This is a genomic window from Thalassobacillus sp. C254 (assembly GCF_001310615.1).
The window spans coordinates 1-13149 of the sequence record NZ_BAXQ01000032.1 but is presented as its reverse complement, the minus strand read 5'-3'; the positions used below and the strand labels follow the sequence as shown (position 1 = coordinate 13149).

The following is a 13149-nucleotide window of genomic DNA, read 5'->3' as shown; positions in this document are numbered from 1 at the left end:
TTCCTAGGACATCGTTCTCACTATTCTAAGAATCAAAGAAAACTATTACCCTGTTTAAGGGCTATAATCACAATGGATCATTTTAATTTCCATAAATTACCTATTTTCTATTGAAATGACGCTACTAAACTACTATAATGACAATTGTTCGTTATAAAAAACAAGGGAGGACGTTATTTTGAAGAAAAAAGTATGTATGATGCTAGTTTTGACCATGGTGATGTCTCTGTTTATTGCTTCCTTCGCGGCTGCAAGCCCCCCATCTCACTCGCAGGTGAACAAAGATTTGGCCCAACTGCGCCAGGCAACTGTACAGTACCAAGACATTGAAAAGGCCATCGATGACGGCTACAATGACCCACACAACTGTATTCCGGGAATGGGCATTCACCTTATCAACCCGACATATTAGGCACTGCTACTATTGAGAAGTTCCAACCCGAAGTTCTGTTGTATGAACCGAAGAAAAACGGCGGTTACAGGCTAGTAGGAGTGGAATACATAGCTCCACACGAACTTATTGATGAAACACCTTGGTTATTTAACCGAGAATTTGACAAAGGTTCTCCCCCTCCTGCATATGAGGGCGCACCTGGAAATGACAGCTTGCACGTGTGGATTTGGCAAGGAAACCCGGAAGGTATGTTTAACAATGAAAATCCTAACGTAGGACAAAACGAACGGTGCGGAGAAAATTTTGATCCAGATGCTTTTAAGGAACAATTTGCTCACCTGTATGAAGATTAACTTCTTTTCTTCAGCCACCCACACATAAGATTTTTCCCGAAAACAGAAGTAACCCCCGCTTCTATCATCATTGAAAAAGGTTAACCAACATGTTGGTTAACCTTTAGTTGATTATCGTTTGTTATGGCAGGCAACATTCCACAGTGGTCTATCTCTTTGCCTGCATCAGAAACCCTACCTATTACCTGCTTTCAACCATAAATTCCATGTTTGCAAAGGTTACTCGGTCTCCGTCTTGCAGGGGATATTCCCGCTGTGCCAGTAACCGCTCCCCATTTAACTTGGTTCCGTTGGTACTGTTCTGGTCGATTAGGACATACCCGGCAGAACCAGGAAGAATGTCAGCGTGAGTATTGCTTACAAATTGATTGTTTTGGAAGTGTTCCGGCACCACATTCCCGGAACGGCCAATCGTCCCTCCTGTTACGGGAATAGTAATCTCATACCCGCTCATACTGCTTCGTAATATGACCTCCGACATCCTGATGGTCTGGTTTGGGTGACTTTCACCGGTGGTTACAGGGTCAGGTGAGACAGGCTCCTCGTTCACTTGCTCATCTTCATCAACGAGCTCATTGACAGCAGTCGGTGGGATAAAGGATATGTCTTCTCCGCAGCCGTCCCCTTTGCAAAACAGAGAATCAAGAGGATTATGGTAGCCGCATACGGGACAGACTCTTACTTCTTCCATTTACATTCTCCTCTCCATTCGTTTTGATTTGTTTCTTTTTCTGCTTTCTTTACGTGTCTGGTTTGCACGGCTCACGGTGTTCTTTTGGGATAGATCTATATTCTTCACGTATTTTTCATCAGCAGGGTGCAAAGATTCCCTGGTCAAATGAATGCCTTTCTCTTTTAGCCTTTCTTTGATTTCCTCATAGTCGGTACAAAAATCCTCCATGCTTCTTTAACTTCTACTCTTTCATTTGATGTCAGGTCTTTTTCCTGTTCGCTGACCCCTGACACTTCAAACAAGACACTGCCCTGGTCAGATACAAATACGTTCACGCCAGTATTAATGCCAAGTTCATAGATGTTATGGTGCACCGTTTGTTTGGTTCGTACCATATAGTCATTCGCCACAATGTCATACCCCAAAGAACCCATTACTTCTTCGACTGATTCTGATATGTACTGGGCTTGCTGCTTATCTGCCAGCTCTCTCTCCAGCATTATTACTTCTTGTTGTAAAGCATCTTTGTCCCAAACACCGTCGAAAGAATAGGCTGAGGACTCTTCTTTTTCCAGGACCTTACAAAGAGATTGATAGTGAAGGTAAACGTCATCATACTCTTGTACCTGCTTTTGAAAGCGGCTCATCCTCTCATCATACTTTGGCTGCATGGTAAAAAAAGTACTCATCCTCATGTCAATTTGTGATTTCTTGTAGCCACTATCAAAGGACTCATTCTTGTATATAGAAAGGATGGACTGATACAAAGAGTATACCTCGGAGTGAAAAGGAAGCTGACTGGTTTCAAGGTAAGGAGCCAGTTCTTCTTTTACTTGATCAACGACTTCTTCAAGATCCACCTCGTATTCTTGAGGTTTTTCTTTTCTTTTCACCTCTGGAATGGCATAGTTTTTCTTTTCATTTACAGATAAATTCTCTGATTCCTGTAAAAAGGCTTCTTGCTTTTCGTGGCTTTGTGCTGACGTAATTTCCTTTTCAACGTTCTTTATCTTCTCAAGCCTATCTTTTTGAAATTCCTTGCTTACTTCCTCTAATAAGAATTTCAGGTCCTTACGATAACTCTCCATACTGGAAATTTGATTTTCATTATATGTTTTAGTGAAGCCAGCCAACTGCTCTTGTAAATGCTGCTTTTTGTCCTCAAGGAGCTGCACAGAGTAGGAATCCTGTAAGTTATACTGACTGGCACTTGTTAAAATATCCTTACCGTAGTGAGCCACCTTTTCTTTCACCTGTTGAAACTGGGTATGGAGAGCTTGAATATGTCGCTGTAATTCAAGCTTTCTTCTCTCTTCTTCGAGTCTTCTCTGTCTCTCTTGTTCAAGCCTTCGCTGCCTTGCTCTTTCCAACTGAAGCTGGCTGTATTTAGGTCCGCTCATCCTGCCCTCCTAGCTTGTCGCTTTTTTCCAGTTTTTAATGTGTTCTTCAAACCCCAGATGGGTTAACCAGGCAAAAAAATAATGGTTATTGATTAAACTTTTGGAGATCTCCTCAACACGGTCGCTTTTTTATAAAGGTAATTTACAAGACTGTCCACATCGGTAAATGTGTGTTGTTCAAACAAAAATTCTTTGTGGCCATTCAGCAAAAAGGCAAGCTGGTAATAGGCAAAGGTCTGATTGCTGCGGGCCTGGCCCACAATTTTCATTACTTCTTCACAAAATTGGGGGTTCGATTGATCCGCACCAATTTGCTGCAGGTAGGGTAATAATAGATCTTCCGCCAGCAACTCAGCTAAAAGAGGATCTATCGCAGGAAGACGCGTCGAGATCTCTTTTCCAAGCTCAGTTAAATGATTAAATACCCTCCTTTCCAGCAGAGAGGCACTTCCTCGTTGACCTGCATGATTAATAGGCTCAACCCTTTGTCTTGGTCTCGCATTTCTTCACACTCAATGACCTTCAGAGCATAATCCTCTCCAAACTGTTGAATAAATTCCCTGACAAGCCCCCGGTACAAGTGCTTTTTGGCGTCCTCCCAGCTTGCGGCAAAAGCCCGGGTCAACCCCTCTAATGTATATATTTCCTCCCCGTTAAACTGATAAGGCTTTATGTTTCGCTGGAATGTTTCTTCGGCAAGTCCCACATCTTCCCCATTAAGCCATCGTTTAACCTCTTCATATCCCCACCGATTCTTTCTGTCCTTTCGCGTGAGCCCCCTGATCAAATGAGACAGCCTTTTATCCATACTTTCAGGAAGATGCAATTCGTCCATCACCGTAACCTTCATAACCTGTTCATCAGTCATGCCTATAAACGGGAAAGTTCCTACGGAAAGCTCCCATAAGGTAATGCCAAAGGAATAATAATCACTTTCGCGAGCGCTGAAGCTCTTATATACCTCCGGAGCAGCATATCCAGATGTCCGCCCTCCCTTTGTGGGATTCACCGTCTGCTTTTCATTCAGTGCGGAGCTGATGCCAAAGTCACCAAGAACAACAGTGGAAAAGTCATTGCTGAAAAAAATATTTCGCGGCTTGATGTCTCGGTGAACAACCTGTTCGTTATGAATGGCCTGCAGCCCTCATTAATCGCCGGTGCAAGCCAGTCTAAAATGTCTTCTGTAGAAAAGGTATCTCTTTTTGTAATATCTCCGTTTTTGTAATAAGGAGATATTTCATAAAAACGATTCGTTCTTTCTTCCGTTCCTTCATCTATAATGGGAATGACATAAGGAGAATCTATCGAACGAATACGCTTAATCACTTCTTCTTTGGGCTTGATGTTTTCATGGTAGATTTTCGCCACATATTCCTCACCATTACTTTGGCAGATAAAAAGAGTGGCCTCCCCCGTATTATGAGCTAAGTTTTCAACTAATTCATATGTCCCGGCTATCGTATCTCCAATGCTTATGTAATCGTTTGAGGTATGTCCGGCCTGATCGCCCATGACAACAGTCTGCTGGTTATCAGGCATTCTCACCGTTTCAAAAGTGCTGTCGTTGCTGTCCATCCGTACTGTTTCTGACCCCGTGTCGTCCATCCTCACTGTTTCATTTCCGCTTGCCATTCTCTGCGTTTTTCCATGATTCCTGCTCACATGAACACCTCACCTTCTGCCGATTTCCCCTTTGGTTACTGGATCCTTTTGACGACAAGCACAGTAATGTTGTCGGGTCCTCCCCGTTCATTGGCCAAGGCCACTAAGGAACGAGCCACCTCTGTTGTTTCCTCCCTGCCCTGAACCATCTGCTCAATTTCAAGGTTTGACACAACATCAGACAAGCCGTCACTGCACAGGATAAAGGTGTCTCCTCTATCAACCTTGTAAGGAAACGACGTAACCTCTGCTATCGTTTCTTTTTCTCCAAGGGACCTAAGCAACACATGCCTCTGACTATGGTTCTGCTTCTCTTCATAGGTGATTTGCCCAGTGTCATAAAGCCTCTCTACGAGACTATGGTCTTTGGTCAAAGGCTTCAAAAAGCCATCACGAAAACGGTAGACACGGCTATCTCCTACATGAAAGACCTGTAACCTGTCATCCTGGCAGACAATCCCGGCAAGAGTGGTACCCATCCCTTTTCTTTCCTGGTTCTCTTCCACATGAAGACGGAGCTGCCCCTGGATGCCACGCTCAATCGCAGCCTTTATTTCTTCTTTTTCCAAAGTGACAGCACGCCCGGCAAGATACTGAAGTGTTAAAGAAGAAGCCACTTCGCCTGCATTCTCACCACCCATACCGTCTGCCACCGCTGCCAGAAAAGGTAAGTCAGTTCTCTCCATTCTTTCCCCTTCAGCGATGACCTCCCCCGCTAGTAAAAAGCGGTCTTCGTTATGAGGACGTACTTTGCCCTCGTCTGTTATTCCAACTATCTCATACATCGTCTACTTCACACTCCAAGTGAATGACCTGGTTTTCACTTCTAATGTTCACTATTTTCACATTCTTGTTTTCTTTCACCTCATGATCATACATATAACGAGAAAGAGGGTTAATAAAGGAAGATTCCACGACATTCCCAATGCCCCGGCCGCCGTTTTCTGTATTTTCCAGTGCTCTCCCGGCAATAAACTCACGAGCTTCCTCTGAAATCTCTAACTCTATATTTCTCTGCTCTTTCAGTGATTTAGCCACCTTCTTCAGCTGATACTCCAGAATCAGCAGGGCAACCTCTTCACGAATATAGTCAAATACAACAATGTTATCGCCAATCCGGTTCAAAATTTCCGGCCGGCCGATTTCCAGTGTGAAATAATCTTTAATCGCCTGTAACAGCCTCTCTCTCATTTCCTCATAAGACATATCCGGGGTGACATTCTCTGTCCGTTCTCCCGCCTGATTCTTATGGTAGATTCCCAGATTACTTGTAAAAATAATAAGAGATTCTGAGAAATAAACGGTTTCCCCCTGCCCATCGGTCATGCGCCCGTCTTCTAAAATTTGCAAAAATTTATCCAGGATAGAGGGGTGTGCTTTTTCAATTTCATCAAACAACAGGATCGAAAAAGGATTTTCTTTAATAGTATTCGTCAATTGGCCTCCTGCTTCGTAACCTACATACAGGAGGGGCACCAAGGAGCTTCTGATCCGCATGACTCTGCTGGTATTCACTCATGTCAAAACGGTGGCAATAGTTTTCATCTCCAAAAAGAATTTCAGCAATCGTCTTTGCGAGCTCAGTCTTTCCTGTACCGGTGGGACCGGCAAAGAACAAGATCCCCTTCGGCTTACTTGAATGAGAAGAATGGTGAAGCCTGACAAGCCGCCGACAGCCCGTTTTAGAATATCCAGCGTTTGAGTGACAGCCGCTTCTTGTCCCTTCACTCGGTTTTCGATATGCTCCTCGGCATTCTTTAACTTTTCCGCTCCTACCTCTTCCCACAAATTCTCCTTCACGCCATGCTTATAGAGACGAATGGCTTCTCCTATTTCCCTGATGTGAATTTTCTCCTGCCGGCAAAGGACGCGCAGACCATTTAACTCAATGTTGGTGAAGCCATCGGTTAAATCAACAAACTGCTGCTTATATTTCTCAGCTTCTTCCTCAGTCACTTCACTGCTTCCTACAAATCCATCAAACTGACTTTCGATGAACCTTGTTCTGGTTTTCCGTTCAGGCTTGGGAATATGTAACGTTTTCACGTATGGGTTCTCTAAATAGAACCAGGCGGGTATGTCATTGGCCTTATTTGAAAGAAAGAATAGCAAATTATTTAGAGTCTTCCCTGTGCTCTCCACCCGGTGCTGTTTCGGCTTAAATGTGGTTAATAATAATCGTGAATACAGCCTCCGCTCTTCTTCATCCAGGTCCTGGGGAGAGTTAACATAGCGAGAGGAGAGATTTAAAATGACGGCCGTCGGGGTGGTTTGATTGTCCATCGCCCTCCGCACCATTTCAGTAGCTTTTTCCAAGGTCGCTTTATATCTTCTCTCGTTGATTTCCTCTTCCTGTTCTGCGGCTTTTTCACTTCGACTGCTTTCTTTGCCTCTTGCCAGCTGCAAGAAATGCTGCAAGTGGCTGATTTGGCCAATCCAAGCACCAGAGACAATAATGCAGCCCCGGTAATTACGGCCTCCGTCGTCATATGACGAGGAATAATAGAAAGTATAAGCATAAAAAACAAAGCAAAGAGCACTCCGCCGGTCACAAGAAAGAGGCGTGCTCGTGTGTTATCTTTGGCGAGCAGAGAAGAGGGCCGAATCCTCTCGTATTCCTCGGCAATGTCTTGTTGGTTGCTCCGGAGCAAATAGTCTCTAAACGCCTCCGCCTCACTTTCCCTGGAAGAGCGGGCCATGATGGAGATCTTTTCATAGAGGGAACGATCTGTGCTTTTCAATTCCTGGAGCCCTTTTTTGGAGACAATGCCAACTTGATAGTTTCCTGCTTTTATCTTTCTTTTAGAGTCGCTGACTATGTTTTGAAAATTTGTGTAGATCTGTTGTAACCTATGTAATTCTTTATTAATCTCAGCAACAGAACCTTTTTCAATATGGATACTCTGAAACTGATCTCGCACCTCTTTGGCTTTGCCAGAGACAAATTCATACTCATCAAGATTGGTCATCACTCTATATTCTGGTGTCTTTTTAATTTGTTGAATGAAAACCTCTGATAATTCGTTTTTTCGCTCACTAACTGTTGATAAAAGTAACAGCATATCGAGCGTTTCTTTTTGAACCCCCATCTCTTTCCTCCCTCGTTACATATCTTACCTTCCTTTCCCTCCCTCCGAATAAGGTTGCACTACCATTGTACTAATTTATACCCATTTTGTTAACTCTTTACCATTGATACGGGAAGTGACAAGGAATTCAAACCCTTGATCAGGGTTGTCATTTAGTATTTTATGCCTAATTGTTTACATTCACTTTCATTTCCTAAATAATAAAGAGGGACCATTTCAGGTACTGAGAAAAATAAAAAAGTTTAAAGGAGGATGTGATGAACAGGTTTTTTCAACTAACTGATTATCTTCTGATTGCGATGACCGTTGTGTATTTGTATGGGGAGATGACCAATGGGGCTAACCGCCTTGATATCTCTTTTCTGGCCGGGACCATGTTTTGTTTATTTATGGCTAAACGATACCGCCATCCCCTATGGCGTTTTCTTGCCTTCTTTGGCACTGCCTTTTTTATGACAGCCCTGCTGGGCAGCCCGCTCTACTTACGAGAACTAAGCTTTCTTTATTTCAGTAATGAATACATAGTAGCGTACGGAATCGTCTTTTTACTTAGTATTTTATGTATGTGGCTTCGGGCAAGGATGTACGTCCTAAATATTTTGTGGTTTGTCTTTTACACATTAGCCTTCTACGTGACGTTTACTTTACCTGGGGACCATTCATTTTTTGAGCAGCTGACAACCCTCTCAGTCGCCCAGTCAGTGATGACCCAATACATGTCTGTCTTCTTGTTTGCCGTTGCTATCGGGGTCCTGCTTGATATGCAGTCGAGAAACAGAACCCCCATTACGGGGCCATGCGTAGTAAGCATCCAAAAAGGAGCTGACCTCTATAGGATCAGCTCCTTACATCTTCTAATATGTAAAGTCTTCGATCACTTCTTCTTTAGAAACTTCAATGAAGAAATCGGGGGTCGTCATGTAATGATCAAGCAGTCCCGCCTTTACTTGAAAGAACATTCTAATTTAAAAACTACCTTTTCAACTCACTAAACGATAGGTAAAAGGGAACACTGTCAATCTTTACATCCCACTTCGGCTTGATCCTACCAAACATTTAATGCTATATAATGTAAAATTTAATCAAAATCAAACACCTATCCTAACTATCTTTCTTTACCTCCACCATAATGGTTATAACTGCATATTCGTAATGAAAAAGGAATTATGAACTATGTTATATAAATAGTACAATGATCCTATTATGGAAGTAATTAACATACAAGGTGTGAGTTCCCTTCTAAGAAAAAGGTAGAATCCCGCACCAGGATGAACAATTACCTTAAATAGATTTCATATTATAGCTAAGGAGTGATCATCATGGGAGGAAATAAGGAAAATGAAGTAGATAAAGAATGGCTGGAATTAATAAAGGAAGCTTATGAGTGTGGTTTAACAGTCGAAGAGGTACAAAATTTCCTAAACACAAAGAAACGATCAAAAGTCTTACATCTTATCGTGTAATTCCGGGAGTTTATAAGCACCGCCCTTGTCCAAGAGTTCCAAAATACGATACTTACGTTTGGAGTAGTTTATGCCCCTACTATCCAGTAGGAATACAGAGCGTGGAAAGAAGTAGTAACCTTCTTCTATAAAGAAAAGAGCTAACGATCAGTCAGCTCTTTCTTTTGGGCTTTTATAACGATTAATATTCTTCAAAATAACTCTGTATTTCTTCTGGGTCATCGGTCTGTGTTAAGGCGACGGTTAATAGAATACGAGCTTTACAGGATTTAACGTGTCGGATGTTAAAAAGTCACTGTCTTCATCCGGTGTCACTACCCCGTTTCCTACTCTTGAAGATCTCACGACCATGACTCCGTTATCGTGTGCATATTCAGCCCCTTCACGAGCATTAGAAGACATGCCGCCATTACCAGCTCCAGCCACGATAAGCCCGTCTACTCCTTGATCGGCCGCAGCTTCAAACATATAAGAGCGGTCACTCTGGTGAGTGTAAATAATATCTACCTCTGGAAGTTCCTCTACATCTGAAACGTCAAACTCTGAGTTGGCGGTATGGGTACGTGTCGTTTCGGTATAAAATCTTGGCTCTCCATCAATGATATTTCCCAGGTATCCCATTTCCGTAGAAGTAAACGTGTCAATCTGCATCGTATTTGTTTTACTTACGTCACGAGCTGAACCGATACGGTCATTTTGTGAGATCATGACTCCTCGATCCTTTGCCTCTTCATGCCCTGCTAAGAGGACAGCATTATACAGATTAAGTTCCCCATCTGAACTCATGGCTGTATCTGGTCTCATGGCACCTACCATGACTACTGGCTTTTCACTGTCTACTACCAGATTTAAAAAGTAAGCAGTCTCTTCTAACGTGTTGGTCCCATGTGTAATCACAATCCCATCTACATCATCCGAGGCCAGACGCTCGTTCACTTCATGAGCAAGCTCCAACAGAATTTCATTATTAATATCATTACTGCTTACACCTGTAATATCCTCGCCGGTAACATTTGCAATGTCTTCCAGTTCAGGGACTTGCTCTATTAAATCCTGAATCTCAATTTCTCCAGCTGTGTAATCAGCTAAATCTGTTCTCTCATCTCCTACTGCAGCAATTGTTCCACCGGTGGCTAGTATTTCCACATTCGGTAATTCTGCATCATACCCTTCTACTGCCACATCTTCATTTTCTTGAACACTTTCCTTCTCCTCTTCAGGTACTACCTCGGCTGGCCCGCTTGCATACATAGACCAGGAACCAAACCCAACGGATACAGCAACGATGGTACCAATGACAAACTTACTTTTCTTTTTTACCTGCATGAGAAACCCATCCTTTATGTATAGATTGATTTCTATTATAGTGGAAAAGTAATTTAACTAGTTAAAGGTTGTCAGCTTTTCTCCCATTATATATTTTTGCAAACCCATTCCCTTGTTCCTTTCATAGAAAGAAGTTTCATAAGTATTTTTAGGATTATCATTACATCCTATATAAAATACATTAACCCCTCCTTCTCCATACAATGGTTCGTGATATGCTCCCATATATTTTCGCCTACAACGTGTGGGACGTGCATAATGGCCTGGTACCACCTCATTCTAAAATACAGATCGGTTACCTGCCTTGCAAGATAGGTCACATCTCTCGCAGGTACAGGCTGTTCTACTTTTTCAAATTCATTTAATTGCATATAGTGATAGCTTTCCCTGCCATTAGTAACCTTCACTTTAGCCTCTCCAGTGGCCAGACCACGAGCGATGATTCCATTCGTATTGCTGTGCAAAAAGACAATATCACCGGCCTGGATATCACTTATGTAATACTTCCAGGGGGATTGATAAGCAGCCACTTTCATCTCCTGTAACATTTCTTTTTCATTCGCTGGATTGTATGATCTGTTTGTATTTACAATAAAAGCTCTCTTCACTTACCATCGTCCTTTCAAAATGTAATAACTTTATATTTTTGTTTGATATAATCTTATCTTAATATATTAACCAGGACTTTAGACACTTGTTGGAACATAATCTCACAGACCTTTATTTTAATTGAATATTCAGATATCAAAGAAAATCATTAATGCCCTATCTTTACAATATTTTTACTTAGTCATCATTCTATCTTAACCTTTTATTTGTATAATTTGAATAGATTGAAATGGAGGTGAGGAGTTGAAGAGGGCTTTTGTGGGGTTACTAATACATTGGCACAACTATAAGGCTAACTTCTACCTAAAAAGATCCTATAAAAATAGTAAAGAAAATGATCGCTTGCAATTAATGAAGTTAACTAATTATCATCATAAAAAATATCTTAAATTATTATAATTAACCCGCCTGGATGATCTCCAGGCGGGCGAGGATCTTACACGTTTACTGTCAAACCTTTTTCAACAGCCGGGCGGCCCACTGAATAATACACGATATCATGCTTCGATGCATCTTCAAGGTCAAAGCAGTTTCTGCCGTCAAACACGACGGGCTCTGGCATTTTTTCAGAAAACAAACCAAGGTCCAGCTCTTTAATCTCATCCCATTCCGTAAGAATGATCACCGCGTCTGCTCCTTCAATGGCTTCTTCAGGAGAGTCAGCGTAACCCATAATTTCAGGAAGAACCTTCTTCGCATTCTCTGTAGCAATGGGATCATACCCTACTACTTCTGCTCCAGAAAGAATAAGCTCCTGTGAAACTACAATGGATGCGGCTTCTCGCATGTCATCTGTATTCGGCTTAAATGCCAGGCCAAGAAGTGCGATTTTCTTGCCACGGACTGAACCACCGAAATGCTCTTTAATTTTATGAACAGGAAGAGCCTGCTGTTGAGCATTCACATCAATCACGGCACGCAAAAGATTAAACTCGTGGTCTACATTGCTAGCAATCTGAACTAACGCACTTGTATCCTTCGGAAAACAAGATCCCCCGTACCCGATTCCGGCATTTAAAAACTTACTTCCAATTCGGTCATCCTGTCCCATACCGGCAGCTACATCGTCTACGTTTGCTCCGAGGCTGTCACAAAGGTTTGCAATCTCGTTGATAAAGCTAATCTTTGTCGCAAGGAAAGCATTGGAGGCGTATTTAATCATCTCTGCACTTTTTACATTGGTATGGAATATTGGAATGTTAAAGGGAGCATAAATGTCGTCCATCAGCTTTGCTGCTTTTTCACTGGAAGACCCTACAACAATACGGTCTCCATGGAAGGTATCATGCACGGCTGATCCTTCACGTAAAACTCAGGGTTAGAAACAACTTCACACTCTACATCTGTCCCAGCGGATAGGATGTTTTGAATCACATCATTCGTTCCTACAGGAACCGTGCTTTTGGTGACTACGACAACTGGCTTCGTAATATGCTCGGCAATATCATTGGCTGCCGCTTTGATATACGTGAGATCAGCTGTTCCATCAAAGCGCTCTGGGGTACCGACAGCTATGTAAATAGCATCTGCTTCTTTAAAGCCCTCAATATGCTGTGAGGTAAAGAACAAACGTCCAGCAGCAATATTTTTTGTCATGAGTTCTTCTAATCCTGGTTCATAGATAGGAGAGAAGCCCTGCTTCATTTTATCAACTTTTTGTTCATCAAGGTCAATGCATGTCACTGTGTGGCCAATTTCTGAAAGAGCAACACCTGTGACAAGGCCTACATACCTGTGCCAACGACTGCTATGTTCATTTTTTTATTTCCCCCTATTTCTTTCCTACTAATTCAGCACTAGTAAGACTTTCTAAATATGCTCGTACATCATCCCGCAGGTCCTCTCGGTCTAACGCAAAGTCTACTGTCGCTTTCACAAAGCCAAATTTGTCACCAACGTCATACCTTTCGCCTTCAAACTCATACGCAAGAACTGCCTGTTGGGAGTTCAGAACCTTAATCGCGTCGGTCAATTGAATTTCATTCCCAGCTCCAGGTGGAAGAGATTCCAAAATATCAAAGATCTCCGGACGAAGCACGTACCGGCCCATAATTGCATAGTTAGAAGGAGCTTCTGCCAGACTTGGCTTCTCAAACAAGTCAGATACATGAATAACTCCTGGTTCAATCTGTTCACCTTTAGGCTTAATGATGCCGTATTTAGATACATCTTCATCGGCT

General features: G+C 42.4%; 15 protein-coding genes and 2 pseudogenes. 4 read left to right on the top strand and 13 right to left on the bottom strand.

The window, feature by feature from the left end:
- Window positions 1–178 precede the first annotated feature (178 nt).
- Window positions 179–412, top strand: coding sequence for a hypothetical protein (locus JCM19033_RS19680; RefSeq protein ID WP_054637593.1), 234 nt, complete (start codon window positions 179–181; stop codon window positions 410–412).
- An 80-nt stretch (window positions 413–492) separates the two neighbouring features.
- On the top strand, window positions 493–747 hold the full coding sequence (locus tag JCM19033_RS19675) for a hypothetical protein (RefSeq protein ID WP_269758427.1): 255 nt from the start codon (window positions 493–495) through the stop codon (window positions 745–747).
- Between the two features lie 181 nt (window positions 748–928).
- Here the strand turns inward: JCM19033_RS19675 and JCM19033_RS19670 are convergent, their stop codons facing one another.
- From JCM19033_RS19670 to JCM19033_RS19630, 9 genes and pseudogenes are all read right to left on the bottom strand, one after another.
- Entirely contained in the window at window positions 929–1438 is a 510-nt protein-coding gene (locus JCM19033_RS19670) for an FHA domain-containing protein (RefSeq protein ID WP_054637591.1), read from the bottom strand.
- 164 nt (window positions 1439–1602) lie between these two features.
- A complete protein-coding gene (locus tag JCM19033_RS19660) occupies window positions 1603–2820 on the bottom strand; it encodes a hypothetical protein (RefSeq protein WP_054637589.1) in 1218 nt (405 codons plus the stop codon).
- A gap of 92 nt (window positions 2821–2912) precedes the next feature.
- Complete coding sequence (locus tag JCM19033_RS23830) at window positions 2913–3170, bottom strand: hypothetical protein (RefSeq protein ID WP_157049987.1); 258 nt, start codon at window positions 3168–3170, stop codon at window positions 2913–2915.
- 59 nt (window positions 3171–3229) lie between these two features.
- The gene (locus JCM19033_RS19655; RefSeq protein WP_269758432.1) at window positions 3230–3907 is read right to left on the bottom strand and encodes a protein kinase; all 678 of its coding nucleotides are present in this window, start codon (window positions 3905–3907) and stop codon (window positions 3230–3232) included.
- On the bottom strand, window positions 3844–4482 hold the full coding sequence (locus JCM19033_RS23825) for a hypothetical protein (protein WP_054637587.1): 639 nt from the start codon (window positions 4480–4482) through the stop codon (window positions 3844–3846). Before JCM19033_RS23825 ends, JCM19033_RS19655 begins: the two co-directional genes overlap by 64 nt.
- 35 nt (window positions 4483–4517) lie before the next feature.
- Entirely contained in the window at window positions 4518–5267 is a 750-nt protein-coding gene (locus JCM19033_RS19645) for a PP2C family serine/threonine-protein phosphatase (protein WP_054637586.1), read from the bottom strand.
- Window positions 5260–6100 (bottom strand): annotated as a pseudogene (locus JCM19033_RS28525) (AAA family ATPase). Before JCM19033_RS28525 ends, JCM19033_RS19645 begins: the two are co-directional and overlap by 8 nt.
- Entirely contained in the window at window positions 5998–6765 is a 768-nt protein-coding gene (locus tag JCM19033_RS26730) for a hypothetical protein (RefSeq protein ID WP_054637584.1), read from the bottom strand. The pseudogene JCM19033_RS28525 and the gene JCM19033_RS26730 overlap by 103 nt, the downstream one beginning before the upstream one ends.
- Window positions 6729–7571 (bottom strand): hypothetical protein, encoded by an 843-nt coding sequence (locus JCM19033_RS19630; RefSeq protein WP_054637583.1) that lies wholly within the window; start codon window positions 7569–7571, stop codon window positions 6729–6731. The genes JCM19033_RS26730 and JCM19033_RS19630 overlap by 37 nt, the downstream gene beginning before the upstream one ends.
- Before the next feature lie 257 nt (window positions 7572–7828).
- Between JCM19033_RS19630 and JCM19033_RS19625 the strand changes: the two genes are divergently transcribed.
- Both JCM19033_RS19625 and JCM19033_RS22735 read left to right on the top strand, forming a co-directional pair.
- The gene (locus tag JCM19033_RS19625) at window positions 7829–8563 is read left to right on the top strand and encodes a hypothetical protein (protein ID WP_054637582.1); all 735 of its coding nucleotides are present in this window, start codon (window positions 7829–7831) and stop codon (window positions 8561–8563) included.
- Between the two features lie 327 nt (window positions 8564–8890).
- Window positions 8891–9034: an anti-repressor SinI family protein gene (locus JCM19033_RS22735; RefSeq protein ID WP_083465605.1), complete on the top strand. Its 144-nt coding sequence runs from the start codon at window positions 8891–8893 to the stop codon at window positions 9032–9034.
- Between the two features lie 243 nt (window positions 9035–9277).
- On the opposite strand, the gene JCM19033_RS19620 is transcribed toward JCM19033_RS22735, so the two are convergent.
- The 4 genes and pseudogenes from JCM19033_RS19620 to JCM19033_RS19605 form a co-directional block, all read right to left on the bottom strand.
- Window positions 9278–10360 carry a type II asparaginase gene (locus JCM19033_RS19620; RefSeq protein ID WP_054637581.1) on the bottom strand — a complete coding sequence of 361 codons (1083 nt, stop codon included), beginning with the start codon at window positions 10358–10360 and terminating at the stop codon, window positions 9278–9280.
- 167 nt (window positions 10361–10527) lie between these two features.
- Window positions 10528–10968: a hypothetical protein gene (locus JCM19033_RS19615; protein WP_054637580.1), complete on the bottom strand. Its 441-nt coding sequence runs from the start codon at window positions 10966–10968 to the stop codon at window positions 10528–10530.
- Window positions 10969–11405: 437 nt separating this feature from the next.
- Window positions 11406–12726: pseudogene (locus JCM19033_RS19610) on the bottom strand (UDP-glucose/GDP-mannose dehydrogenase family protein).
- A gap of 14 nt (window positions 12727–12740) precedes the next feature.
- A partial coding sequence (locus tag JCM19033_RS19605; protein ID WP_269758426.1) for a sugar phosphate nucleotidyltransferase occupies window positions 12741–13149 on the bottom strand: 409 nt, incomplete at its 5' end.

Bases quoted from the DNA above. Each gene is read 5' to 3' on its own strand.
- JCM19033_RS19670 (WP_054637591.1), bottom strand. From the start codon at position 1,438: ATGGAAGAAGTAAGAGTCTGTCCCGTATGCGGCTACCATAATCCTCTT.
- JCM19033_RS19660 (WP_054637589.1), bottom strand. From the start codon at position 2,820: ATGAGCGGACCTAAATACAGCCAGCTTCAGTTGGAAAGAGCAAGGCAG.
- JCM19033_RS19645 (WP_054637586.1), bottom strand. From the start codon at position 5,267: ATGTATGAGATAGTTGGAATAACAGACGAGGGCAAAGTACGTCCTCAT.
- JCM19033_RS26730 (WP_054637584.1), bottom strand. From the start codon at position 6,765: ATGGACAATCAAACCACCCCGACGGCCGTCATTTTAAATCTCTCCTCT.
- JCM19033_RS19630 (WP_054637583.1), bottom strand. From the start codon at position 7,571: ATGGGGGTTCAAAAAGAAACGCTCGATATGCTGTTACTTTTATCAACA.
- JCM19033_RS19625 (WP_054637582.1), top strand. From the start codon at position 7,829: ATGAACAGGTTTTTTCAACTAACTGATTATCTTCTGATTGCGATGACC.
- JCM19033_RS22735 (WP_083465605.1), top strand. From the start codon at position 8,891: ATGGGAGGAAATAAGGAAAATGAAGTAGATAAAGAATGGCTGGAATTA.
- JCM19033_RS19620 (WP_054637581.1), bottom strand. From the start codon at position 10,360: ATGCAGGTAAAAAAGAAAAGTAAGTTTGTCATTGGTACCATCGTTGCT.